Annotated in this window: 33 protein-coding genes and 1 tRNA gene; 25 read left to right on the top strand and 9 right to left on the bottom strand. The window is 38.6% G+C overall.

Annotated elements, in window-relative coordinates; translation table 11 throughout:
* Position 1 precedes the first annotated feature (1 nt).
* Positions 2-925 carry a protein translocase subunit SecF gene (secF, locus tag VB691_RS02450; RefSeq protein WP_323289866.1) on the top strand — a complete coding sequence of 308 codons (924 nt, stop codon included), beginning with the start codon at positions 2-4 and terminating at the stop codon, positions 923-925.
* A 92-nt stretch (positions 926-1,017) separates the two neighbouring features.
* On the opposite strand, the gene VB691_RS02445 is transcribed toward secF, so the two are convergent.
* On the bottom strand, positions 1,018-2,244 hold the full coding sequence (locus VB691_RS02445; RefSeq protein ID WP_323289865.1) for a DUF790 family protein: 1,227 nt from the start codon (positions 2,242-2,244) through the stop codon (positions 1,018-1,020).
* Between the two features lie 119 nt (positions 2,245-2,363).
* Between VB691_RS02445 and VB691_RS02440 the strand changes: the two genes are divergently transcribed.
* Positions 2,364-3,257, top strand: a complete 894-nt coding sequence (locus tag VB691_RS02440) for a tetratricopeptide repeat protein (RefSeq protein WP_323289864.1) — start codon at positions 2,364-2,366, stop codon at positions 3,255-3,257.
* A 141-nt stretch (positions 3,258-3,398) separates the two neighbouring features.
* Positions 3,399-4,247, top strand: coding sequence for a methyltransferase domain-containing protein (locus tag VB691_RS02435; protein ID WP_323289863.1), 849 nt, complete (start codon positions 3,399-3,401; stop codon positions 4,245-4,247).
* 168 nt (positions 4,248-4,415) lie between these two features.
* Here VB691_RS02435 and VB691_RS02430 read toward each other — a convergent pair whose 3' ends face one another.
* The 3 genes from VB691_RS02430 to psbU form a co-directional block, all read right to left on the bottom strand.
* A complete protein-coding gene (locus VB691_RS02430; RefSeq protein WP_323289862.1) occupies positions 4,416-4,634 on the bottom strand; it encodes a DUF4327 family protein in 219 nt (72 codons plus the stop codon).
* 228 nt (positions 4,635-4,862) lie between these two features.
* The gene (gene argB / locus VB691_RS02425; protein WP_323289861.1) at positions 4,863-5,756 is read right to left on the bottom strand and encodes an acetylglutamate kinase; all 894 of its coding nucleotides are present in this window, start codon (positions 5,754-5,756) and stop codon (positions 4,863-4,865) included.
* A 114-nt stretch (positions 5,757-5,870) separates the two neighbouring features.
* A complete protein-coding gene (gene psbU / locus VB691_RS02420) occupies positions 5,871-6,242 on the bottom strand; it encodes a photosystem II complex extrinsic protein PsbU (protein WP_323289938.1) in 372 nt (123 codons plus the stop codon).
* A 363-nt stretch (positions 6,243-6,605) separates the two neighbouring features.
* On the opposite strand from psbU, the gene VB691_RS02415 reads away from it, so the two are divergent.
* The 7 genes from VB691_RS02415 to VB691_RS02385 all read left to right on the top strand — a co-directional run bounded on the left by VB691_RS02415 (position 6,606) and on the right by VB691_RS02385 (position 10,178).
* Positions 6,606-6,923, top strand: coding sequence for a hypothetical protein (locus VB691_RS02415; protein WP_323289860.1), 318 nt, complete (start codon positions 6,606-6,608; stop codon positions 6,921-6,923).
* Between the two features lie 146 nt (positions 6,924-7,069).
* Positions 7,070-7,318: a 30S ribosomal protein S16 gene (gene rpsP, locus VB691_RS02410; protein WP_323289859.1), complete on the top strand. Its 249-nt coding sequence runs from the start codon at positions 7,070-7,072 to the stop codon at positions 7,316-7,318.
* On the top strand, positions 7,311-7,733 hold the full coding sequence (locus VB691_RS02405; protein WP_323289858.1) for a KH domain-containing protein: 423 nt from the start codon (positions 7,311-7,313) through the stop codon (positions 7,731-7,733). The genes rpsP and VB691_RS02405 overlap by 8 nt, the downstream gene beginning before the upstream one ends.
* A 13-nt stretch (positions 7,734-7,746) precedes the next feature.
* Complete coding sequence (locus tag VB691_RS02400; RefSeq protein WP_323289857.1) at positions 7,747-7,899, top strand: hypothetical protein; 153 nt, start codon at positions 7,747-7,749, stop codon at positions 7,897-7,899.
* A 51-nt stretch (positions 7,900-7,950) separates the two neighbouring features.
* Positions 7,951-9,156, top strand: a complete 1,206-nt coding sequence (locus tag VB691_RS02395) for a ribonuclease HI family protein (protein WP_323289856.1) — start codon at positions 7,951-7,953, stop codon at positions 9,154-9,156.
* Between the two features lie 49 nt (positions 9,157-9,205).
* Positions 9,206-9,673: a hypothetical protein gene (locus VB691_RS02390; protein WP_323289855.1), complete on the top strand. Its 468-nt coding sequence runs from the start codon at positions 9,206-9,208 to the stop codon at positions 9,671-9,673.
* A 19-nt stretch (positions 9,674-9,692) separates the two neighbouring features.
* Positions 9,693-10,178, top strand: coding sequence for a hypothetical protein (locus tag VB691_RS02385; protein WP_323289854.1), 486 nt, complete (start codon positions 9,693-9,695; stop codon positions 10,176-10,178).
* A 213-nt stretch (positions 10,179-10,391) separates the two neighbouring features.
* On the opposite strand, the gene VB691_RS02380 is transcribed toward VB691_RS02385, so the two are convergent.
* Positions 10,392-11,303, bottom strand: a complete 912-nt coding sequence (locus tag VB691_RS02380; protein ID WP_323289853.1) for an alpha/beta hydrolase — start codon at positions 11,301-11,303, stop codon at positions 10,392-10,394.
* 53 nt (positions 11,304-11,356) lie between these two features.
* The gene (locus VB691_RS02375; RefSeq protein ID WP_323289852.1) at positions 11,357-11,743 is read right to left on the bottom strand and encodes a DUF1499 domain-containing protein; all 387 of its coding nucleotides are present in this window, start codon (positions 11,741-11,743) and stop codon (positions 11,357-11,359) included.
* A 385-nt stretch (positions 11,744-12,128) separates the two neighbouring features.
* Here VB691_RS02375 and VB691_RS02370 point away from each other — a divergent pair, with 385 nt between their 5' ends.
* The 14 genes from VB691_RS02370 (at position 12,129) to VB691_RS02305 (ending at position 18,355) form a co-directional block, all read left to right on the top strand.
* Positions 12,129-14,417 carry a tetratricopeptide repeat protein gene (locus tag VB691_RS02370; RefSeq protein ID WP_323289851.1) on the top strand — a complete coding sequence of 763 codons (2,289 nt, stop codon included), beginning with the start codon at positions 12,129-12,131 and terminating at the stop codon, positions 14,415-14,417.
* 122 nt (positions 14,418-14,539) lie between these two features.
* Complete coding sequence (locus VB691_RS02365) at positions 14,540-14,731, top strand: hypothetical protein (RefSeq protein ID WP_323289850.1); 192 nt, start codon at positions 14,540-14,542, stop codon at positions 14,729-14,731.
* A complete protein-coding gene (locus VB691_RS02360; protein WP_323289849.1) occupies positions 14,731-14,979 on the top strand; it encodes a hypothetical protein in 249 nt (82 codons plus the stop codon). Before VB691_RS02365 ends, VB691_RS02360 begins: the two co-directional genes overlap by 1 nt.
* Positions 14,980-15,199: 220 nt before the next feature.
* Positions 15,200-15,445 (top strand): DUF4926 domain-containing protein, encoded by a 246-nt coding sequence (locus tag VB691_RS02355; RefSeq protein ID WP_416244582.1) that lies wholly within the window; start codon positions 15,200-15,202, stop codon positions 15,443-15,445.
* A 74-nt stretch (positions 15,446-15,519) separates the two neighbouring features.
* Positions 15,520-15,744 carry a DUF433 domain-containing protein gene (locus tag VB691_RS02350; RefSeq protein WP_323289848.1) on the top strand — a complete coding sequence of 75 codons (225 nt, stop codon included), beginning with the start codon at positions 15,520-15,522 and terminating at the stop codon, positions 15,742-15,744.
* Positions 15,728-15,973 (top strand): hypothetical protein, encoded by a 246-nt coding sequence (locus VB691_RS02345; RefSeq protein WP_323289847.1) that lies wholly within the window; start codon positions 15,728-15,730, stop codon positions 15,971-15,973. The genes VB691_RS02350 and VB691_RS02345 overlap by 17 nt, the downstream gene beginning before the upstream one ends.
* 34 nt (positions 15,974-16,007) lie before the next feature.
* The gene (locus tag VB691_RS02340) at positions 16,008-16,319 is read left to right on the top strand and encodes a DUF433 domain-containing protein (RefSeq protein ID WP_323289846.1); all 312 of its coding nucleotides are present in this window, start codon (positions 16,008-16,010) and stop codon (positions 16,317-16,319) included.
* Positions 16,312-16,647, top strand: a complete 336-nt coding sequence (locus tag VB691_RS02335; RefSeq protein WP_323289845.1) for a DUF5615 family PIN-like protein — start codon at positions 16,312-16,314, stop codon at positions 16,645-16,647. The genes VB691_RS02340 and VB691_RS02335 overlap by 8 nt, the downstream gene beginning before the upstream one ends.
* A 103-nt stretch (positions 16,648-16,750) precedes the next feature.
* Positions 16,751-17,011, top strand: coding sequence for a DUF4160 domain-containing protein (locus VB691_RS02330; RefSeq protein ID WP_323289844.1), 261 nt, complete (start codon positions 16,751-16,753; stop codon positions 17,009-17,011).
* A gap of 3 nt (positions 17,012-17,014) precedes the next feature.
* Positions 17,015-17,299 carry a DUF2442 domain-containing protein gene (locus tag VB691_RS02325; protein WP_323289843.1) on the top strand — a complete coding sequence of 95 codons (285 nt, stop codon included), beginning with the start codon at positions 17,015-17,017 and terminating at the stop codon, positions 17,297-17,299.
* 119 nt (positions 17,300-17,418) lie between these two features.
* Positions 17,419-17,568, top strand: coding sequence for a DUF433 domain-containing protein (locus VB691_RS02320; protein WP_323289842.1), 150 nt, complete (start codon positions 17,419-17,421; stop codon positions 17,566-17,568).
* Positions 17,549-17,791 (top strand): DUF4926 domain-containing protein, encoded by a 243-nt coding sequence (locus tag VB691_RS02315; RefSeq protein ID WP_323289841.1) that lies wholly within the window; start codon positions 17,549-17,551, stop codon positions 17,789-17,791. Before VB691_RS02320 ends, VB691_RS02315 begins: the two co-directional genes overlap by 20 nt.
* Positions 17,792-17,885: 94 nt before the next feature.
* The gene (locus tag VB691_RS02310) at positions 17,886-18,089 is read left to right on the top strand and encodes a hypothetical protein (protein WP_323289840.1); all 204 of its coding nucleotides are present in this window, start codon (positions 17,886-17,888) and stop codon (positions 18,087-18,089) included.
* A complete protein-coding gene (locus tag VB691_RS02305) occupies positions 18,086-18,355 on the top strand; it encodes a type II toxin-antitoxin system RelE/ParE family toxin (RefSeq protein ID WP_323289839.1) in 270 nt (89 codons plus the stop codon). Before VB691_RS02310 ends, VB691_RS02305 begins: the two co-directional genes overlap by 4 nt.
* Before the next feature lie 144 nt (positions 18,356-18,499).
* Here the strand turns inward: VB691_RS02305 and VB691_RS02300 are convergent.
* Positions 18,500-18,573: transfer RNA gene (locus VB691_RS02300), tRNA-Pro, on the bottom strand.
* Between the two features lie 83 nt (positions 18,574-18,656).
* Here VB691_RS02300 and lipA point away from each other — a divergent pair.
* Positions 18,657-19,529: a lipoyl synthase gene (gene lipA, locus VB691_RS02295; RefSeq protein ID WP_323289838.1), complete on the top strand. Its 873-nt coding sequence runs from the start codon at positions 18,657-18,659 to the stop codon at positions 19,527-19,529.
* A 184-nt stretch (positions 19,530-19,713) separates the two neighbouring features.
* Here lipA and VB691_RS02290 read toward each other — a convergent pair whose 3' ends face one another.
* Together VB691_RS02290 and VB691_RS02285 are read right to left on the bottom strand one after the other, a co-directional pair.
* Positions 19,714-19,920, bottom strand: coding sequence for a hypothetical protein (locus VB691_RS02290; protein WP_323289837.1), 207 nt, complete (start codon positions 19,918-19,920; stop codon positions 19,714-19,716).
* A 61-nt stretch (positions 19,921-19,981) separates the two neighbouring features.
* Positions 19,982-20,968, bottom strand: coding sequence for a glycosyltransferase family 2 protein (locus tag VB691_RS02285; RefSeq protein ID WP_323289936.1), 987 nt, complete (start codon positions 20,966-20,968; stop codon positions 19,982-19,984).
* Positions 20,969-21,009 lie beyond the last annotated feature (41 nt).

Here is a 21,009-nt window from a genome sequence, read left to right as displayed (position 1 = left end):
TATGCAATTAAATGTCATTAAATGGGAACGTTTATGGTGGTCAATTTCTTCCTTAATTATCCTCGCTGGGATCATTGGTATGGTGATCTCTTATTCAACTTTTAAGGCCCCTTTACGTCCAGGATTAGACTTTATTGGGGGAACTAGACTACAATTACAGTTAGCTTGTGCTGTTGAAAAAACCTGTGATCAACCCATTGATACGGGAGAAGTAAGAAATATTTTAGCCGCTCAAGATTTGGCAGGAAGTACAATTCAAGTCTTAGAAGGAAATATTCTTTCTATTCGTACCAAAACCCTTGATGTGGATAAACGCACTCAATTACAACAGGAATTAAACGATAAAATTGGGCCGTTTGATCCTGAAACTATTCAAATTGATACTGTTGGCCCTACCATTGGGAAAGAATTATTTGAGTCGGGAATTTTAGCTTTATTAGTGTCTTTCTTTGGCATTATTGTTTATCTTAGTATCCGTTTTAAGTTTGATTATGCGTTTTTTGCTATTGTGGCCCTATTTCATGATGTTTTAGTGACTGCTGGTATTTTTTCTATTTTAGGATTAGTGGCCGGAGTAGAAATTGATAGTTTATTTCTCGTTTCTTTATTGACAATTGTGGGCTTTTCTGTTAACGATACCGTAGTAATTTATGACCGTATTCGAGAGAATTTTGAAGGTTCACCGGATCTTTCTGTTAATCAGGTGATCGATATTTCTGTCAATGAAACTTTAACCCGTTCTATTAATACTAGCTTCACCACAATCTTACCCCTAATTGCTATTTTCTTGTTTGGGGGAGAAACTCTAAAATATTTTGCCTTAGCTTTAATTGTTGGATTTACTGCGGGGGTATATTCTAGTATTTTTATTGCTAGTACCCTCCTCGCTTGGTGGCGTAACCGTCAGGAATTGGCGAAAAGTTAAGGGTGCTTCATGAGTTTTAGAGAGCAAAAATCTATGTTTAGCAAGAAAAAAAGTCAGTCTCAAAGTATAAGCAATGCAATCATGTTTCATCTCTAGGATGGATAATCTTCCAATAGGGACAACACAGCTTTGGGATTTAACTTATCTTTAAACCAGATAACTTTGGCCGGGGTATCATTAAAATTAACGCCAGCTTTCTCTAAATTCAACCTTTCAGACACAGCTAAAATTAAATTATCCACATCAGCATTACGCACTTGATAAAATTTCTTTTGTAAATACTCAGGCCGCCAATATCCAACAATTTCTAATAAGAAATCTCGGCCATCAGGATGAACTAAACGGAAGTCTGGAATCATCACACTCCCAGGTAAAGGAATTAAATCTACTTCTCTTTCTAATTGCCATTCTGTCTTTAGTTTTTCCCATCCTTTAGCAAAGGATTCTTCTAACATACTATCATAAGTTTTACCCTGGGAATAATGACTTACTAATCCGCAATGATCGTCTAAATTAAAGTAACTGGTTTTTATTCCTCCCGTGTAAGAATCTCGACTTTGTAACTTAGTTTTGAGACTCCATTTACTGACGTGCAATAAAGCAGGAATCATTTTAGCTAAGGATAAACCATAACGGGTACTGGCTTTAAATAAACTGGTGGGGCCATCAATAGTTATGGTAAATCCTGTGTCCGCATCTCCTTCAATATAGGTCATTAATTGGAAAAGTTTTAAATAGCGAAATAATAGTTTATATTCCCCTGGATCATTACGATGAGCATTAATTACAATATAAGTTGCTCGATAAAAAACTCCTTGAATTTGGGATAAATTATAACGATGAATCAAAGTTTCAGGTTCTGGTGATTCAAAGTTTACTAAAACACGATTTTCTTTTAAATCTGCATATAATCCTCTTTCAATTTCACTTGGCAAAACTTCTCGCTTGAGTTCTTCACTGAGTAAACTAGCTAAATTTTCGAGTAAATGGGGACGATTTTGAGGAATAGGTAAAGATTCAGCAGAACGACTAAAGACTTTTTTTCGTAGTTCTTGTGGTTCCAAGGGACTAACAATTTCAAAGGTAGAAAAATGATTTTTTAAAAGATGAGCTAAACCCCTTTTTAACCGATAATTAGGGCTGTCTCCTTCTAATTCTAAAAGTTTTTGGTCTAATTCTCCTTGGGTATTTCCCAAAGAGTCCTGAAAACAATCAATTTGTTCAGAAGCTAACGCAATCGCGGTAGAATTTAAAGGTAAGTGTTTCGGAACAATAGATTCCCCACTATAGCGATAAATTAGTAAATCTGAAGGTAACATAAGATAATAATAATCAACGGAAATTGTAGATTGTGTAAATATTCAATCGTTTTAATGCAATTATTACATATTGCTTAACGAATCATCATAAAATAGCCCTCACCTAATCTCTAACAGCCATGATACAGACTCCAGCCACTCTTTACCGTCTTTTAGAATGTCGTCCTGACAGTTATCTTAGTTGGTATCAGCAAGGAAATACACTCCGTTTAGGGCAACTTTATCGAGATGCGTTAATGTGTTACGAAAAAGCCTTAGAATATTACCCAAATGATTATTGGGCTTGGTATAAAAAGGGTATGACACTAGAAGAACTCGGACGCTATGATGAAGCTGTCGTCAGCTATGAAAACGCCGCTAAAATTCAACCAAACAATTATTGGGCTTGGTATGATCAAGGCTGTGTTCATCTCGAAGAATTGAAAGAATATGACAAAGCCATAGAATGCTTTAATCAAGCATTATCGGTTTATTCTAACGATTATTGGGCGCAATATCGCATCGCAGAAGCATATCGTTTATCAGAAAAACATGAACAGGCGATCGCCGCATTTGACAAAACCTTAGAAACTCGGCCTAATGATTATTGGGCTTGGTATCGTCGCGGAGATTGTTTACGCAATGGCGGACAATTAGAAGCAGCATTAAGTAATTACGCAAAAGCCTTAGAAGCAAAACCGCGTGATTATTGGGCCTGGTATCAACAGGGACAGATTTTACAACAATTAAACCGTCTAGATGAGGCAGTTAATTGTTATCAAAAAGCCCTTGATGCCGAATCAAAGGATAAATATGCTTGGTATTATCAAGGTTGTTGTCAGGCAATTTTAAACAAGAGAGATGAGGCGATTTCTTGTTTAGAAGAAGCCATTGATATCTGTCCTGAAATTTGTCTTGAATTGGCCAAAAATAACTCAGTTTTTGATGGTTATTGGCAAGATGAACGCCTAATTAAGTTAATCGAACTTTATGGCGATCAAACTGAAAATAATCAGGAAAATCATTCCGCATAACATATTAATTTCAGAAGACTCTCAATGCTGCGGCAATGTGTCTTAAACAACCGAGTGGGTTAAATTGCTCAAATGGCTATTATTTAACCCACTTTTTGTTAGGGATCAATTAAAATTAATTGTGTAAAATAGGACTGATAGATGACTTCAACTTTATCTCAACAAATTGCCCAATTTTATGATACTTCCAGTGAACTCTGGGAAAAAATTTGGGGCGAACATATGCACCACGGTTACTATGGAAGGGCCGGGAATTATAAAATCAATCGTCGTCAAGCACAAATTGATTTAATTGAAGAATTATTGCTTTGGGCTAAGGTTAAAACAGTTTCTAATTTCCTGGATGTTGGTTGTGGCATTGGCGGAAGTACCCTCTATTTAGCTGAAAAATTCAACGCCACCGCCACCGGAATTACCCTCTCACCCGTACAAGCCAATAGAGCCACAGAACGAGCCTATGGGGTCAAATTAAACGAAAAGACACAGTTTCAGGTGGCTGATGCCCTAAATATGCCCTTTCCAGACAATCAATTTGACCTGGTATGGTCATTAGAAAGCGGCGAACATATGCCTGATAAACAAAAATTTTTCCAAGAATGTTATCGAGTTTTGAAACCAGGGGGAACCTTTATTTGTGCTACTTGGTGTCATCGTCCGACCAATTCCTGGGCGGGGGAATTGACAGCGGATGAAAAACGGCATTTACAAGAAATTTATCGGGTTTATTGTTTGCCCTATGTTATTTCTTTGCCAGAGTATGAAACCATTGCCCGTGACTGTGGATTGAAGAATATTCGGGTTGATGATTGGTCCATAGCTGTTGCACCTTTTTGGCAGGTGGTAATCGATTCAGCTTTAGACTTACCAGCAATAGTCAGCTTATTAAATAGCGGCTGGACAACCATAGAAGGGGCCTTATCCTTGGGATTAATGCGTCATGGATATGAACGAGGGTTAATCCGTTTCGGCATTCTTTGCGGACAAAAATAAGGCCTTCCTATTATTCACCTGGGGAGTGATAGGGAATATTGCAAGGATGTAGACCAATCCCCTAAAAAACTTAGGACGATTATCAATGAATAATTATCCATTATCCATTATTCATTATTCATTATTCATTATTCATTGGTGAACTACATCCCTTAGATGCGATCAGGACTAATCTTCATCCCAACCTTCTACCACTATCACGTCACTGACGGGATCTTGCATGGTAAAGCCAAATTCTAGGAGTTCCCTTTTCCAATAGGCCCAATCATCTCCATAGAGTAGGGCAACTTTCCAAATACTATCACTCGATTTGAGGACTTTCGATTCCACAAGGGAAGACACTTTTCGTTGAAACTTCAACATGGGATGAGCGACTTGTTTAGTCATAGACTCAATCAACTTGCGTTTACTAAATTGTACAAATGCTCTAAGAGCAATACTTCTCTTGTATGGGTGTGTTTTATTTGGTTGTAGATATTTATCTAAACAGAGATATTGAGAAGTATCTTCATTTCCTTATTGTTACCTGATCGGTTCGATTTTGGCAAGTCTTTTGAGCTAGAAGTACGGTAATTACTACCTAATCATCCCTGCCATCAGCCGAACCGACTAGCCTTAAGCTTGGTATTCTGAGGCGACGATCATTGAGCCAATCCCTTGATCTGTAAAGATTTCCAGCAGTATAGAATGAGGAATTCGACCATCAATAATATGAGCCGCCCGCACCCCTTGAGCCAGTGATCGCACACAACAATTCACTTTAGGAATCATGCCCCCGGCCACAATTCCCTGGCCGATTAAGTCTCTGGCTTGTTTAATATCCAATTTGGCCAACAAAGTGGAGGGATCATGATAATCTTCCAGAATTCCGGGAGTATCTGTCAATAAAATCAATTTTTCGGCCCCCAAGGCTGCGGCAATTTCCCCGGCAAAGGTATCAGCATTAATATTATAAGCCTGTCCCGTTTCATCAGCAGCCACACTGGAAATAACCGGAATGTAGCCATTATTGACTAAACAGTGGACAACTTTGGCATTCACCTTACTGACTTCACCCACAAAGCCAATTCCTTCTTGATCAACGCGACGAGCTTGGACCAAATTGCCATCTTTTCCACAGAGTCCAACGCCATGACCCCCAGCTTGATTAATGAGAGACACTAATGATTTATTGACGCGACCAACTAACACCATTTCGACCACATCCATAGTCGGCGCATCAGTCACCCGTAAACCATCTTTAAACTGAGGTTCAATGCCTAGTTTATCGAGCCAACTATTGATTTCTGGCCCCCCACCGTGAATAATGACCGGACGAACGCCAACACAGGCGAGAAAAATAATATCTCGGATCACTTTATCTTTGAGGGAACTATCTTTCATGGCAGCCCCCCCATATTTAATCACGACGGTACGTTCAGCAAATTGTTGAATGTAGGGGAGGGCTTCACTTAAAACCCGTACGCGAGTTGCATCGGCTTCTTTGATATACTCAGTTTCGCTGCTCATAAATGAATGATGTCTCAGAGATTGCTGTCTATAATTTAACGAGTTTTCGTGAAAAAAATAAAACCCACTCTTTTAAAAAGTGGGTTCACAGAAAAACACTATCAATGAGGATAGTTAGTAAACACCAGGGTTTAAGCGATCATCGCCTTCAGTGAGTTCGCTGGCAGGAGGGGTAACGACAAACTTGTCTAAATTAGCTTGTAAGCGTTGTTTTTGACGTTCACTGAGTCCAGGAATTTCCAGGACATCTTCCACCTTGTCATAGGGAGAATTTAGAATAATTTTGCTGGCCAAGTTGGGATAAAAACCCCGTAGCTCACGAAAAACACGAATATTGCTGTTGTTTAAGTCAATAGATTGACCAAATTCCGTGGTCAGTTTCGCATCAACGGGGTTAAGGGTTCTGGCAGCGATCGCTTGTCCGACAAATCCGAAAGAACTGATCATGACGAGGGCAACAGCCAGCAAACGAACGATAGTTTTCATCACAATGATTTCTCCTAAAAATGGGTAATTTCCTCTCTAGGGAGGCATAAAGTCTGAATTGGATTAATCCTAAACAGCAGACAAGATTTGAAAATGTTATATCATGCCGAATGTATTTTGATCCCATCAACTTTAGAAATAGACTCGCTTCTAAGATCCCGAACAGGATGAGTCTGGGAAAATTTCAGAAAATCTTAAACTGCTGCAAGACTTATAATATCTTAGTTTGTGCTTTTCTGTGTAGTTTTTTTATCTCATGAAACCTGGATTACGACTCATCCATCTAGGGGAAGTAATCAGGATAGCAAGCCCCTTAGACTGAAAATAGGCTTTTTGACTCTTGGTCTTTTTAGGAGAATTAGAATGAAAGGAATTTGGGTAATTAATCTTGTGGCGGCCAGCTTGTTAGGAAGTTCAATGTGGTTAGCCGTTTCTCCGGTTAAAGCACAGATTATTGAACTAGGGGATGGGATCAGAGTAGACTTATCGAATGATCGTCACAGAAGAACAAATGTCCGAGTTATAGAAGATAATGGTCGCTTAAATATCGGAGTAGAAGAACAACGACGACCCCAAACCAGAATAAGATTATTTGGGGGAGATGGTTCACCTGCTATTGATGTTCGCCAAGAACGACCCGAACCAGAGGAAAGAGTGAGATTATCACTGCCGTTTAATTAGCTTAATCCAGGAAATGTCAGGGACAGTGTTAAAAATTCGGCTCAAGACCGAGAGATTTTATGGTATAATTAGAAGTTCACAATGGAAATTATAACGACATCTAATCACCATTAGCGACTGTTCAATAAGGAGTCAGACGAACCCAAATGATTAAATTACGCTTAAAAAGATACGGCAAAAAGGGAGAAGTCAGTTATCGGATCGTGGCCATCAATAGTTTAAGCCGTCGGGATGGTCGTCCCCTGGAAGAATTAGGCTTTTATAATCCCAGAACCGATGAAACCAGGTTAAATGTGCCAGCTATTGTCACCAGACTAAAGCAGGGGGCGCAACCTACAGACACAGTGCGGAGCATTCTCCGAAAAGCGAACGTATTTGAACAAGTTAATGCCTAAATCTACGAATGGGAATAATCCAGGCAATTCCGCTGGCCCTGACTACTTAGGGCTGCTCGCGTTTTTAGTGAAACCTTTACTAGAAGATTCAGAAGCCCTGAGCATTGACTGTGAATGGGTTAATAATAATCAGCGGGTTTGGATTCGGTTAGCCTTTGAAGACAGTGACAAGGGGCGAGTATATGGAAGAGGAGGACGCAACCTACAGTCCATTAGCACCGTCCTGACCAAAGCAGCGATGGCGGCGGGTCAATCTCTTTGCCTGGACGTTTACGAAGATTCCACTAATCAAAACTCACGCCCCAATCATCGCCGACGACAGGAGACTGACCGACAATTTGCCCCAACTCGGCCTCGTTCTGACCGTCAAAATATGCCTAAACTTTCTATCAGATCCCGTTGGCAAGAAGAATAAGCTAATCATTATTATGAAACTCCCTCAAGTTCACTCCAATCAATTTGAGGGAGTTTTTTGTGGTGGTTTTTCCTCTCAAACCCTTCTTGATCAGATAAATGACTCATCGGATGCTCCTCAACGATTAAAATTGGGATACAAACAATTAGCTAATTGTTACGAATGACTTCATGAATGCCTGGTTAACTGATCACTATCCCCATTCGAGCAACCTACGATGTCTAGCTATACCAACCAACCTATTATGGCCAAGGATACACCGATCATGCTATTTGATGGGGGATCTGAGGGAAATTCAGGTCAAGGAGCAGCGGCCGCCATTTTATTGATGCCCAACGGTAGGCGATACACCGTCAGTCAGTTAATTTCTTTTACCAGCAAAGATGAAGCAGAATACACGGGCTTAATTATTGGCTTAAAAAAAGCTCAAAAACTGGGACTTAGTGGTCTAGAAATTAAAGGAGACAGCGATCTGGTTTTCAATCAAGTCAATGGGTTAACCCCAGTGACAGAAGAAAGACTAATCAGACTTTATCGTACTGCGATTAAATTAATGCGCTCTTTTGAAAAGATTTCCCTAGAATGGATTTCTCCAGAGCAAAACCGCCCCGCCAAATCGGCGGTAAAACGGTGTATTGGGGAAGCATTAGGTCGAGACAAATCAGAACGTCAAGGGTCAGTTTCTCAATCCTTTTCCTCGGCGATCGCTCATTTAATTCAACAAGGAAATCAAGCAACGGATCAAGATTATCGTCAACTAACGGCAGATCCTGATGAGTGGACAGAAAAACCCCTCTCAGATCTCAGAGCATTAATTCCCCTAGAAGTGCGAGACGCGATCGCCCTAGAATGGCAAGGAGACGAAGAAAATTTAGCCCAGATGTATCGCTGGTATTTACGAGGTTTGCCCCCTCAAATAGCCTGTCGTAAGGTAAATTTAGAACAGACGGTCGATCCTGAAGCGGTGGAAAAATTGCCTTGGGAAGAAGCCCTTAATCTACCCCCTCACTTGTCCGTTGAATCAGAAACTGCCTCTGAAGCCTTGATTTCCTTGCTGTCTGAACTGGATAATGTAGTTGAAGAACAACCTGAGTCATCTAGTTCCTCTGAGGTTGAACCCAATGTCTTTGAAACCTTTGAAATTTCTGAGATTGGCTCCCCTGAAGGATCTAATAGAGAAATTTTTGACTTAGACAAATCAGAATCATTGAGAGGGCGATTATTTGATGAAGAAAATATGACCCAAGTTATGGATGTCAGTCAAGATACGCTACCATCAGAGTCAAGTCTGCCTGAAATCCTCAAAATGATTGGCAATCTTTCTCCCGAAGAAAAGATAACCTTAGCTCAAGAATTAGTCAAATTTCCTGAAATGGTGAACCTGATTCTCAAAACGATTGCCGATAATGTATCTAGGGGTTAGATACTCTCCCTTAAACTCCCAAAACAGTTATATATTTTTGAAACTCCCTATGTATTTAGACGAGCAATTAGAAATTCTCATTAAGGAAGCTCCTCAACATGGTGTTCCTTCCCCTGTGATGGAAAAAGCGGTCGCTCCCACCCTCAAATTCTTTGCGAGTCAACTGGAACATAGTAAATATTATGTTTTACATGGTCAAAATCGCTCTTGGTTAGTGACAACCCTCAGTAATCGTAAAAAGCCTCAAGAGGAAAAAAGGGTGATTTATGGGTTTACGACGCGAAGGGATGCAGAAACGTTTCAAGGTATTATTAATCCTGAAATTCGGATTATTTCTATTCCGGTTACTCATCTGTTATTTCAACTGTTTTCGGTTGAATATATTGACAGTATCATTTTTCGGGAAACCCCCGGAAATAAGGAACAACAAATAGAGATTCAGAGGGATAAACTTCAAAATATTATTCAGCAACAATTACGACGCTTAAAGTTGACGATTCCTCCTAATCTGGCCTAAGATTTTTTCAAGTTTGCCCATGTCTCATTCCCCTCAATCTCCAACTTCATTAAACTATTACGGTGCTTATCACTGTCCCGTTTGTCGTCATGGTGAAATTACCACTTTACCTTTGATGGAAGCTTTTGCTTGTAACTTTTGCCGTCATATTTTTACGGCCAATTTAGATAAACAAGCGATTACAATTGTAGATAGTCAACTTCCTTTAACTTGGTATTGGACAGGAAAAAGTTGGCAAGGCATTCGCTCCTCCCAAAGAATACAATGGGTATATCGTTTTTTTGCCCTTGCTTTTGTGGTGTTACCAACAACAATTGTTGGTTTAGGGGCTTATCTGTTTCCCCCTTTACCTGATAGTACCCTATTCTGGTTTCCTTACTTTTGGGTTTGCTTGACTTTTGTGGCTCATTTAAGTTGTGTTGTGTGGTTGATTTTAGAATATTATCAGTTCCCCATCGCTCTTTATTTTGAAGCATTAAGAGATAATTTACTATCTCGTGGGTAGGAAGTTACCACTTATCAAATTCTAATCATTATGAGCGTGTTCAAATTCATATTACCAATTAGTTTGGAAATCATTGATATTTTCTTGGATTTTTTTCTCAGTTACCATGATGATGTAAGAATCAATTAAACTTACTCAAGTATAGAATATAATTGCCCCTAGAGACAATTAAGCGATTTTTTAAAGAGTCGTGATCTTGATCCTTTCTTAAATTTACCAACTAAAAAAGATTCTTAGCACATTTTCCATTCGGCCAGACCAAGATTCTTCACTATGTTGACCAATTCCATCCTCAACAACAAATAAGTTTTCATTGTATCTATAACCAAAATCTCTGATTAATAAATCCCTCATTTCTCGACCCCTTGCTGTGGCTCTTTCTTCAATAAAAGAGTTATGAAAACCCCCCTCACGAATTAACCCCCAATCTAAATATATCTTAGGTTGTAAGCTAGGATCTTTTAAGGTATTAGAGCCTTCTAGAAGTAGGGCAGAGTATTCGAGAGATCCTAAAAAGCTTCCTGATAATTCTAACAAAGAAAAATCAATTGTGGAATCTAATCCTACCCAAAAGGAGGGAGAAAGAGCCGCCACACAACGGAATTTATTAGGATGTCTTGTCGCTGTATAAAAAGCAGCTAAGCCCCCATGAGATGACCCTAATACCATTGAATTATAAGGATCAGGAATGGTTCTATAATTAGAATCGACAAACCCTTTTACCGACTCTGCAACATAGTTAGAATAATGCTCTAAACCTCCCCATTCTGACCCCCAAACAGGGGCATGAGTGTATTCATAATCACGGTTAATAGGACAGATAGCAACCACAATCACTTTACGAATTTGATTGCCTAAATATAGTCTGGTTAAAATCCCTGCCATATTCCAACTTTTGTGATATTCTCCCCCAGGAAAAAAGGCAGTATCCCCATCATTCATATAAATAACGGGATAGTGTTCATGACTGTATTCATAGTTTCTTGGTAGGAAAATATGAACTCTATGAGGTTTATGATTTGGGCTACCAATGTTAAAATTGTCATAAGTATGAAAGTATCCCGCCCAATGTCCTCGGTCATGATACCAAGCTTCTTGTCCGCCTTTTGTAAATTGTTCAGCCATGTTTTTTCAGTGATCAACCCTTTGTTTTTTACGAATTTTACTGTTATTTAAGGTTAGTTTTTGCTTTGAATTTTAGCACGAATTTCTTCAACTCGTTTCCGGTTAAGCCCTAAATCTGATTTTCCTAAACGAGAAGCAGAACGGACATGAATCACATTTTCATTAGAATTAAGATAAAATTCAACATCATCAACAAATCCCATTAATGGGGTTTTAAATTCAGCATAAAGATAGTTATCCGTTTCTTCGATGATAGTGGTTCTTTCCATATTTTCAACAATTTTCTTTAATTCAGAAATTGCCATGTTAGGAAGGGGAGCAATTTTTGATTGAGCATCTGAACTTTGACTATTAACACAATTGGGCGTTCCTGGACAAGCAGTTAACTTACCATCTTTAACACCTAAATTATTCGGTCTGGTTCCTGAAAAATTAAACATAATTTTATCTCCTTGTTGTCCTTATCCTTATATTATAAGTTATACCACATTTGGGTAAATTTGGGATAGGGAAAATGGACATAATTCAAGGTTTGATTTAGCCATAGTGATCGCCTCCTAATCTACCCTAAGCAAGATTTTAAGATTTTGTTGACAAATAAGCTCTTAGATGATTACTAATTTAATTCTAAGCTATCGTATAAAAATGCTAAAATATAGATAAATATTAAAAAAGTTTAGGTAATTTTAATGCCGGAACAAACTTACAAAGCACAAGGAAAATTTGCCAAATATACAGATTTATCATAGAAATAATCCCGAAAAAATAATCATAGTCCATCATTCAATCACACAAATCATAGTCAAAGACAAGGAATGACGCAGGATGAATCAAACCGCTAATCAAAATCATTTAGGGCCAGGGGATAATGTTGCTGGTAATAAAACAGTTAATAATTATTATGGTCAAGCGTCACCCCCTCCCGTTACCCCTACTGCGGTAATAGATACCACACTCCCTCCTGTGTATAAGTGGCAAGGACGACAGGAAGAAATGGATAAACTAAAAACAGCGTTAAACGATGATAATATCCGCTTAATCGAGATAACAGCAGCAGGAGGTTATGGCAAAACTGCCCTAGCAGCGAAGTTTAAAGAGCAGTTAAACCATGATTGGCGAGTATTTTGGGTCAATTTCAACCAGCCTTACCCCTTGGCGCAATTTGGGCGTTGGCTGTTAGAACAGTTAAAGCAAGCTTATGATGAAAAATGGGATGAGGAGACGTTAATCCAGCAGATGATACAGGCATTAATCGCTGAACCTTGTTTATTAGTGTTGAATAATTTGGAAACCGTGCTAACAGCAGAAGGAAACTCGGTTTATCATCAATTTTTGAGCCAATGGTTAGGAAAAGGACGCAACAGCAAGCTATTGCTCACCAGTCGGGAACAGCCAAAATTTGCCCCCAACTTGCTACAGCGTTGTTATGGTTTGCCCCTAAAAGGGTTAGCAGAAGCCGATGCCATTCGTTATGTGACGGAAGACTACGGGTTAACGGGAACGGATGGGGAATTAGCCGAATTTGTTAACAAAATGGCACGACATCCCCTCTTAATGCAACTGGTGTGTAGTTGGATGGTGGATGAACTTGGGGAAGGGGTTTGCGTTACCGAGTCGGAAAACTTAGGCTTAGATTTGTTTGCGGTGGAAGGTTATCACCGTGATACGGAAACCTGTGTTAGAGAAGTAGTAGAAGCCAGTTTGAAGCGATTATCGGAACGTTTAGGGGATATTTTAAAGCGGTTATCCGTATTGCGAGGGATTTTTGCTCTAGATTTAGCTCAGGGGTTAACCGCAGAGGTAACAGACACAGAGTTACGGTATTTAGCCCGTTTGTCCTTGTTGCAGGAGTTTCCCCCCGAACCCCTCAAGGGAAAACGGCGACGGTTTCAGTTTTTGCCTTTAATTTCAATGGTGGTGCAACAGCAAGCAGATTCTGAGGTGTTGCGATCGGCGCATCAGTCAGCGTTAGATTATTTTTTGGCACATTTACCCGCACCCCCTTGGGAATCTTTAGACGATTTGACGGCGTATTTAGAGGGGTTTTACCATGCAGGGGAATTGGGAGAATGGCAGTTAGCCTTTGATATTTTGAATGAGGAGCGAGGGGGAGAAGGGAAAAATAAATCGGTTTATTACTTTTTGGATTTACAAGGCTTTTATCGTCAGCAAGCGCAGTTATATGAGCAAGTAAGTGCAGGGAGTCAACGAGAACAAGATTGTTATCGCTACTCGTTAAACCGTCTGGGCAATTGTTATGATTCCTTGGGGCAGTATGAAAAAGCCATCGCCTATCAACAGCAACATCACGACATCAGTGAAGAAATCGGCGATAGGCAAGGGGTGGCAGCTTCTCTAGGGAATTTAGGACTTTGTCATCGCTCCTTGGGAAAGTATCAAACAGCGATCAAGTATCACAAGAAATCTCTTAAAATCCAAAAAGAAATGGATGATCGGCAAAGTGTAGCAAATTCTTACGGGAGTTTAGGACTTTGTTATCGCTGCTTGGGAAAGTATCAAAAAGCGATCAAGTATCACAAGCGACATCACGACATCAGTGAGGAAATCGGCGATCGGCAAGGGGTGGCAACTTCTCTAGGGAATTTAGGGAGTTGTTATAGATTATTGGAGCGATATGAGGAGGCGATCGCCCACCACCAGCAATCTCTCGACATCAGTGAGGAAATCGGCCATCGGCAAGGGGTGGCAATTTCTCTAGGCAATTTAGGTAATTGTTATGGTTCCTTGGGGCAGTATGAAAAAGCGATCGCCTACTACCAGCAATATCACGACATTAGTAAAGAAATCGGCTATCGGCGAGGGATTGCAAATTCTCTAAACAATATAGGGGAGGCATTGCTCAAACTGGAAAACTACAGCGAAGCAGAAAGTAAAATTCAAGAATCCTTAGTTATTTCCCAAGAAATTAACGTTAAACCTTTTATCGCCGAGAGTTTAAAAGCTCTTGCTGAAATCGCCCACAAAACGAATCGCCCCGAACTTGCCTTCACCCATTGCCAAGAAGCCCTTGAATTATCGCAACAACTGGGTATTCCTTTGGTTAAAGACTGTGAGGAACTGTTAGCTAAAATTCAGGATTCTGATCCCCCCTAACCCCCCTTAAAAAGGGGGGAATCATTGTTAAAGACTGTGAAGAACTCTTAGCTAAAATTCAGGAGGATTTAGGGAAATAAAAATGTTAAAATCTCTTATAATTCATCTCATCAAAAACACCATTGCCCAAAAGACAATTTCGCAAATCCGTTGCCAGCTTACGCGACCAAATTGAAAAACACTATCAAAAAATTACCGATGAAAAAGCTAAAGAATCGCCAGACTTGAACTTAATTGCCTATTGGGAAAAAGAAATCAACGGACTCAAAAAAAGTTTAGCCAGAGCAGAAAAACGTTTAAAACGAGGTCAATAATGCTTACCCAAGAAAATAACCAAACACAACTGAATAACACCTTAAATGTTTTGTTAACCGAATTAGGGGAAGAATGTAGTACCGTCTTAACCCTACTCAATCAACTTAAACTCGCTAATCTTAGCATTGATCAAAAAGGCGATATCCTTGCTCAGTTAAGCAGTTCTATCTCCCATCTTCACGTTCATACCGAAGACTTACCCGATTTAATCGGAGATGAATTATTTCAATTACCCGATGAAGAATAACCCCAAAGATAAACAAATATCTATGAAAACTATCATTGGAACCGTCAAGAATGGCAACAAGCTAGACTCAATGTTTTAACTGCCGAAAAAAGAGGCATTTATACCATAGAAAAATCTCTAATCATCAAAAAAATTGGTGTCTTAGCCCCTGTAGATATTGATAATTTAGACTTTTCATTACTTTACTGGCTAGGCTTTTCCTCTATTGATTAACTTTTTTATGATGAACATTATTCAAGAATACGACCTCGTTGCCCTAACCGAAGATATCACAGCAACTCACAAAACCACCCATCAACCCATCCTCCTCCGTCGCGGACAAATGGGAACTGTTTTAATGTCCTTTGATCAACAAGCTTTTCTGATTCACTTTACTGATCAAAATGGTCAAACCTTTGCGATGGAAACTGTTGATAGTTCTAAACTATTACGGCTGATCAGTGAACCTGAATTAGTTTCAGTCTAAATTGTTTTCACTATTCTCGTCTTAGTTAAGATAAAATTGCCGTAAAAGCGAATAACCATTGAGTGATATTAATTATGGTACTTACATCTCCTATTATTCACAGCGATCCCGATATTCTGGGAGGAACTCCCGTATTTACAGGGACTCGCGTACCTATTAAAACCTTACTCGATTATCTTGAAGCAGGTGATTCATTAGAGGTATTTTTAGCTCATTTTCCCAGTGTCAGCCGAGAGCAAGCGATCGCATCTCTTGAATTAGCCAAGGAAATGTTAACAGCTTATGCGAATCCTACTTGATGAATGTACTCCACGGCCTTTAAAGCGTGAATTTATTAATTATGATATTCACACAGTTGTCGAGATGGGATGGTCAGGGAAAAAGAACGGTGAATTGCTAAAATTAATGAGTCAGAATGGTTTTACAATCCTACTGACGACTGATCAAAATTTGCGTTATGAACAAAATTTACAACAAATTGGAGTAGCAGTCATTAACCTTACCCTTACCAAAATTTCGACAACTTAATTCAATAAAGATCAACAAATTACGAGGATTATCAATGACAACAACTTTAATCAATCACATTGAAATTACCCCAGAAACCTGTGGAGGTAAACCGCGCATCGCAGGTCATCGTATCAAAGTCCAAGATGTCGTTATTTGGCACGAACGAATGGGAATGTCCCCCGATGAAATTGTTTATCATTATCCCAGTATTACCCTAGCCGACGTTTACGCAGCCCTTTCTTACTATCACGATCATCTCGAAGAAATTAGACAACAAATCGCAGATGATGATGCCTTTGCGAAGGAAATGAAAGCTAAAACACCGTCTTTAGTCCAAGAAAAACTAAGAAAAATGAATGGGTAACAAGATTAAATTTCACCTAGATGAAAATGTGAGCTATAGCATTGCCCTTGGATTACGTCATCGAGGCCTTGATGTTACCACCACTCCAGAAGAAAATTTATTAGGGGTATCCGATGAAATACAACTGCAATTTGCTTTATCCAATGGTCGCGTAATTTTTACTCAAGATACTGACTTTTTAAGAATCAATCAATCATCTATAATTCATGCAGGAATCGCTTACTGTCCCCAACAAAGTAAATCTATTAGTCAAATAATTCGAGGCTTACTCTTAATCTGGGAAATTCTTGAACCCGAAGAAATGTACAACCATATAGAGTTTGTATAGGACAGTATAAAAAGGTGATCGCCCACAAAATGAATCGCCCCGATCTTGCCCTCACCCATTGCCAACAAGCCCTTGAATTATCGCAAAAACTCGGTATTCCTTTATGCCAGAAATTAGTCGTTTTTTAGGAATCATTATCACCATGTACTATAATGACCATCCACCTCCTCATTTTCATGTTCGCTATAATCAACAAAAAGCGATTATTGATATTAAAGATCTAGCTATCTTACGAGGTCAGTTATCTCCGAGAATTCTGGGTTTAGTGATTGAATGGGCGGCTATTCATCAACAAGAATTACTAGAAAATTGGCAACTTGCGAAACTTAATCAACCTTTAGAATTGATTTCCCCCTTAGAATAAACTATGCTAAAAGACATTATTGAAGTCAAACCCCTAGACAATTATCAACTGTATCTTAAATTTGAAGATCATCAAGCTGGAATCATTGATCTTGAGAAAATCATTGAATTTGTTGGTATTTTTCAACCCCTCAAAGACTTAGATTTTTTTAAAACCGTCAAAATTAATCCTGATTGGGGAACAATTTATTGGGAAAATGGTGCTGATTTAGATCCAGATGTTCTTTATTCTATTATTACAGGACAATCTCTTAATAGCCTAGAAAGAAATGACTTACAAGCTATTTAAAAACGTTGATCGTTCTAAACTATTACGTCTGATCAGTGAACCTGAATTAGTTTCAGTCTAAATTGTTTTCACTATTCTCGTCTTAGTTAAGATAAAATTGCCGTAAAAGCGAATAACCATTGATTAAAACCTTAATCGATTATCTTGAAGCAGGTGATTCATTAGAGGTATTTTTAGATCATTTTCCCAGTGTTAGCAAAGAGCAAGCGATCGCATCTCTTGAATTAGCCAAGGAAATGTTAACAGCTTATGCGAATCCTACTTGCTAACTATGGCTATACTCAAGATAATTGGCAACAACTACAACAAGTTAAACTATGTAGAGATGTTCCTAACACTATCTTTCAAAAAGGAGATCAAGGGACAATTGTTGAATTTTTGCTTCCTAATGAACAACAATCAGAAGCAGGTTATCTTTTAGAAATGTTTGACAATAATGAGACTCTTGATGTTATAGCAGTTCCCGTTTCTTGGACAACACCTATTAACTAGCGATTCTATTGATTAAAGACTGTGAAGAACTCTTAGCTAAAATTTAGGATACATTAGAAGAAGATTCAAAACTCTATAAAAATGAGGAAAAATCATGAACATAAAAGATTATCCCTTAGCTCAAGACTTAATTATTGATAATCAAGGTAATATTCAACAAGTCATCCTTAACTTTGAAGATTATCAACAAATGATTGAAGCCTACGAAGATACAGGACTCTATCGTGCCATGATAGAGGTTAAAGATGAAACTCCCTTAAGCCTTGAGGAAGCCTTAATTGAATTAGAAAAAGAATGAAAACCAATTATCTTCCTACTTTTATTAAGGATCTTAAAGGTTTAAAAAGTACATCCTCTTACTCAGCCATAAAAAACTTTGTCTTTACTGATATTTTAGCGGTTCAAAATCTTAAGGAAATTAGCAATCTTAAAAAATTAAAAGGAGACGATAATGCTTATCGCATCCGAGTCGGTGATTATAGAATTGGCTTTTTTCTTGAAGATGATACAATTACGTTTGCCCGTGTTATTCATCGTCGAGAATTCTATCGTTACTTTCCGTAATATTATAGTTATTGCTTTCTTTCCTTTTATTCCAATAAAATCAAGGAACGTGAATAATGCAAACCCTCCAACTCTTTCAACAAATTAAACTATGTAGAGATGTTCCTAACACTATCTTTCAAAAAACTGTACAACAAAATTCAATCGGGATGACAGGATTCGAACCTGCGGCCCCTTCGTCCCGAACGAAGTGCGCTACCAAGCTGCGCCACATCCCGTAAGCGATCGCTCCTCATCTATATTACCACGCTCTTTGAGATACACTAAGTAAAGATAATTCCAGCACAGGAGTATGTAGGGCGTGGCGGTTAAACCAGAATGGTTAAGGGTAAAGGCACCACAATGGGAACGGGTGGGCAGTGTTAAGGAGATATTACGGGATTTAGGCTTAAATACGGTCTGTGAGGAGGCATCCTGTCCTAATATTGGGGAATGCTTCAATGCAGGAACGGCGACCTTTTTAATTATGGGGCCCGCTTGTACCCGTGCTTGTCCCTATTGTGACATTGATTTTGAGAAAAAACCCCAAGCCTTAGACCCCCAAGAACCCCTAAACCTCGCTGAAGCAGTCCGCAGACTTAAACTAAATCATGTTGTTATTACTTCGGTTAACCGTGATGATTTACCTGATGGGGGTGCATCTCAATTTGTGCGCTGTATTGAAGAAATTCGCAAACTTTCGCCAAAAACTACGATTGAGGTCTTAATACCTGATTTATGTGGCAATTGGGAGGCTTTACGCATCATTATAGAAGCTAATCCCGAAGTATTAAACCATAATACGGAAACTGTCTCCCGTTTATATCGTCGGGTACGTCCCCAAGGTGATTATCAGCGATCGCTTTTATTATTACAACGATCTAAGGAATTATCTTCCAAAGTTTATACTAAATCTGGCATCATGGTAGGGTTAGGAGAAACGGACGAAGAAGTACGCCAAGTAATGGAAGATTTGCGTCAAGTTGATTGTGATATTTTGACTTTGGGACAGTATTTACAACCCTCTACTAAACATTTAGCAGTACAAGAATTTGTCACTCCTGCTCAATTTGAAGCTTGGCAAACATTTGGGGAATCTATCGGTTTTTTACAGGTGGTTTCTTCCCCTTTAACCCGCAGTTCCTATCATGCAGAACAAGTACAGAAACTGATGAAAAAACATCCTCGTAAGTAGTTATATGCAATGATTGTTTAACATCTAATTTTAATTTAAAGTTGGAAAGTATTTTTAAGGCAATTATCCAGCTTTTGTAATAAATTAGTTCCTAATTTGCCAAGTTTTCTGGTGATTAAATTACGTTCAATCGTTACTATAAAGGGAAAAGGAACTAAAACAATATCTCCTTTTTTTAGAGACATTAAATAGGTTTTCCATCTTCTAAAGTATAGATGTCTGGTTCATTATTGAGAAAATCAAAACAATGACTTTTTTCCGCTAGGTTCATAATATCTTGTATGTTGACTTGATGATCATTAAAGAATAATTGTTGTTCAAATATTTGACGTTCCTCCTCAGAAAGTGATTGAAAAATTGAAATTAAAGATTCAACTAATTGTCGATTCATAGTTAACCTTAATAACTAAGTTTCCTAATATTCCATCATATCCCATTCTTAGTGGATCTTATCACAACAAATAATTACCATGTTTCATCTCTGTCGGATCAATATTAAACCCATAACGTTCTCGGATCAAATATAGAGGACGTTGTTTAACTTCTTCATAAATTCTGCCCAAATATTCCCCAAGAATACCAAGGGTAATTAATTGTATTCCTCCAATAAATAACATTGTCACCATCAATGAAGCATATCCAGGTACATCAATACCTAAAATCAAGGTACGCATAATCAGAAAACTACCATAAATAAAGGCTAATAAAGAAATAATTCCCCCCAGATATGTCCAAACTTTCAAAGGAATTAAACTAAAAGAAGTAATCCCATCTAGGGCAAAATTCCACAATTTCCAGTAATTCCATTTAGTTGTTCCTTGATGGCGGTTTGGCCGATCAAACATAATATAAGTCTGTTTAAACCCAACCCAAGCAAATAAACCCTTCATAAAACGGGTTCTTTCAGGCATTCTTTTTAGCGCGTCCACTACCCGTCTATCTAATAAACGAAAATCCCCCGTATCACGAGGAATGGGAACACTACTAATACGACTAATAATGCGATAAAAAGCATTAGCAGTCAATTGTTTAATAAAACTTTCCCCTTGTCTTGAACGACGTTTTGCATAAACTACATCATAACCCTCACGCCATTTAGCGATCATTTGTTCAATTAGTTCAGGAGGATCTTGTAAATCAGCATCAAGGGGAATCATCGCTTGTCCTTGGGCATTTTCTAACCCTGCTGTTAAGGCAATATCTTTGCCAAAATTGCGAGATAAACTAACAACTTTAATGGCCGGATAACGATGATGATAATCAATTAAACGCTGTAATGTCTGATCTTTACTGCCATCATCCACACAAACCACTTCATAGGTGACGTTAAGACTATCTAAAACCCCTAGCAGTCTCTCAAACAGTAGATCAATACCTTCCTGTTCATTGTAACAAGGGAGAATAATAGAGATTTCAACTTGGTTTAGGTTAAATGACATCATAATGAGTAACTTTCTTGAGAGATTTTTATATTTTTTTA

This window comes from Crocosphaera sp. XPORK-15E, assembly GCF_034931425.1.
Taxonomy (GTDB): Bacteria; Cyanobacteriota; Cyanobacteriia; order Cyanobacteriales; family Microcystaceae; genus UHCC-0190.
The sequence above is the reverse complement of the archived record's forward strand: the minus strand, read 5'-3'. Positions and strand labels throughout refer to the sequence as shown.

Bases quoted from the DNA above. Each gene is read 5' to 3' on its own strand.
- VB691_RS02395 (WP_323289856.1), top strand. From the start codon at position 7,951: ATGTCTAGCTATACCAACCAACCTATTATGGCCAAGGATACACCGATC.
- VB691_RS02445 (WP_323289865.1), bottom strand. From the start codon at position 2,244: ATGTTACCTTCAGATTTACTAATTTATCGCTATAGTGGGGAATCTATT.
- VB691_RS02360 (WP_323289849.1), top strand. From the start codon at position 14,731: ATGCTTACCCAAGAAAATAACCAAACACAACTGAATAACACCTTAAAT.
- VB691_RS02335 (WP_323289845.1), top strand. From the start codon at position 16,312: ATGGGTAACAAGATTAAATTTCACCTAGATGAAAATGTGAGCTATAGC.
- VB691_RS02325 (WP_323289843.1), top strand. From the start codon at position 17,015: ATGCTAAAAGACATTATTGAAGTCAAACCCCTAGACAATTATCAACTG.
- VB691_RS02435 (WP_323289863.1), top strand. From the start codon at position 3,399: ATGACTTCAACTTTATCTCAACAAATTGCCCAATTTTATGATACTTCC.
- VB691_RS02350 (WP_323289848.1), top strand. From the start codon at position 15,520: ATGGTACTTACATCTCCTATTATTCACAGCGATCCCGATATTCTGGGA.
- VB691_RS02345 (WP_323289847.1), top strand. From the start codon at position 15,728: ATGCGAATCCTACTTGATGAATGTACTCCACGGCCTTTAAAGCGTGAA.
- rpsP (WP_323289859.1), top strand. From the start codon at position 7,070: ATGATTAAATTACGCTTAAAAAGATACGGCAAAAAGGGAGAAGTCAGT.
- VB691_RS02430 (WP_323289862.1), bottom strand. From the start codon at position 4,634: ATGACTAAACAAGTCGCTCATCCCATGTTGAAGTTTCAACGAAAAGTG.
- VB691_RS02415 (WP_323289860.1), top strand. From the start codon at position 6,606: ATGAAAGGAATTTGGGTAATTAATCTTGTGGCGGCCAGCTTGTTAGGA.
- VB691_RS02400 (WP_323289857.1), top strand. From the start codon at position 7,747: ATGAAACTCCCTCAAGTTCACTCCAATCAATTTGAGGGAGTTTTTTGT.
- VB691_RS02375 (WP_323289852.1), bottom strand. From the start codon at position 11,743: ATGTTTAATTTTTCAGGAACCAGACCGAATAATTTAGGTGTTAAAGAT.
- VB691_RS02380 (WP_323289853.1), bottom strand. From the start codon at position 11,303: ATGGCTGAACAATTTACAAAAGGCGGACAAGAAGCTTGGTATCATGAC.
- VB691_RS02285 (WP_323289936.1), bottom strand. From the start codon at position 20,968: ATGTCATTTAACCTAAACCAAGTTGAAATCTCTATTATTCTCCCTTGT.
- argB (WP_323289861.1), bottom strand. From the start codon at position 5,756: ATGAGCAGCGAAACTGAGTATATCAAAGAAGCCGATGCAACTCGCGTA.
- VB691_RS02370 (WP_323289851.1), top strand. From the start codon at position 12,129: ATGAATCAAACCGCTAATCAAAATCATTTAGGGCCAGGGGATAATGTT.
- VB691_RS02310 (WP_323289840.1), top strand. From the start codon at position 17,886: ATGAACATAAAAGATTATCCCTTAGCTCAAGACTTAATTATTGATAAT.
- VB691_RS02405 (WP_323289858.1), top strand. From the start codon at position 7,311: ATGCCTAAATCTACGAATGGGAATAATCCAGGCAATTCCGCTGGCCCT.
- VB691_RS02340 (WP_323289846.1), top strand. From the start codon at position 16,008: ATGACAACAACTTTAATCAATCACATTGAAATTACCCCAGAAACCTGT.
- VB691_RS02390 (WP_323289855.1), top strand. From the start codon at position 9,206: ATGTATTTAGACGAGCAATTAGAAATTCTCATTAAGGAAGCTCCTCAA.
- VB691_RS02305 (WP_323289839.1), top strand. From the start codon at position 18,086: ATGAAAACCAATTATCTTCCTACTTTTATTAAGGATCTTAAAGGTTTA.
- VB691_RS02330 (WP_323289844.1), top strand. From the start codon at position 16,751: ATGCCAGAAATTAGTCGTTTTTTAGGAATCATTATCACCATGTACTAT.
- VB691_RS02290 (WP_323289837.1), bottom strand. From the start codon at position 19,920: ATGAATCGACAATTAGTTGAATCTTTAATTTCAATTTTTCAATCACTT.
- VB691_RS02315 (WP_323289841.1), top strand. From the start codon at position 17,549: ATGCGAATCCTACTTGCTAACTATGGCTATACTCAAGATAATTGGCAA.
- VB691_RS02440 (WP_323289864.1), top strand. From the start codon at position 2,364: ATGATACAGACTCCAGCCACTCTTTACCGTCTTTTAGAATGTCGTCCT.
- VB691_RS02355 (WP_416244582.1), top strand. From the start codon at position 15,200: ATGATGAACATTATTCAAGAATACGACCTCGTTGCCCTAACCGAAGAT.
- VB691_RS02385 (WP_323289854.1), top strand. From the start codon at position 9,693: ATGTCTCATTCCCCTCAATCTCCAACTTCATTAAACTATTACGGTGCT.
- psbU (WP_323289938.1), bottom strand. From the start codon at position 6,242: ATGAAAACTATCGTTCGTTTGCTGGCTGTTGCCCTCGTCATGATCAGT.
- secF (WP_323289866.1), top strand. From the start codon at position 2: ATGCAATTAAATGTCATTAAATGGGAACGTTTATGGTGGTCAATTTCT.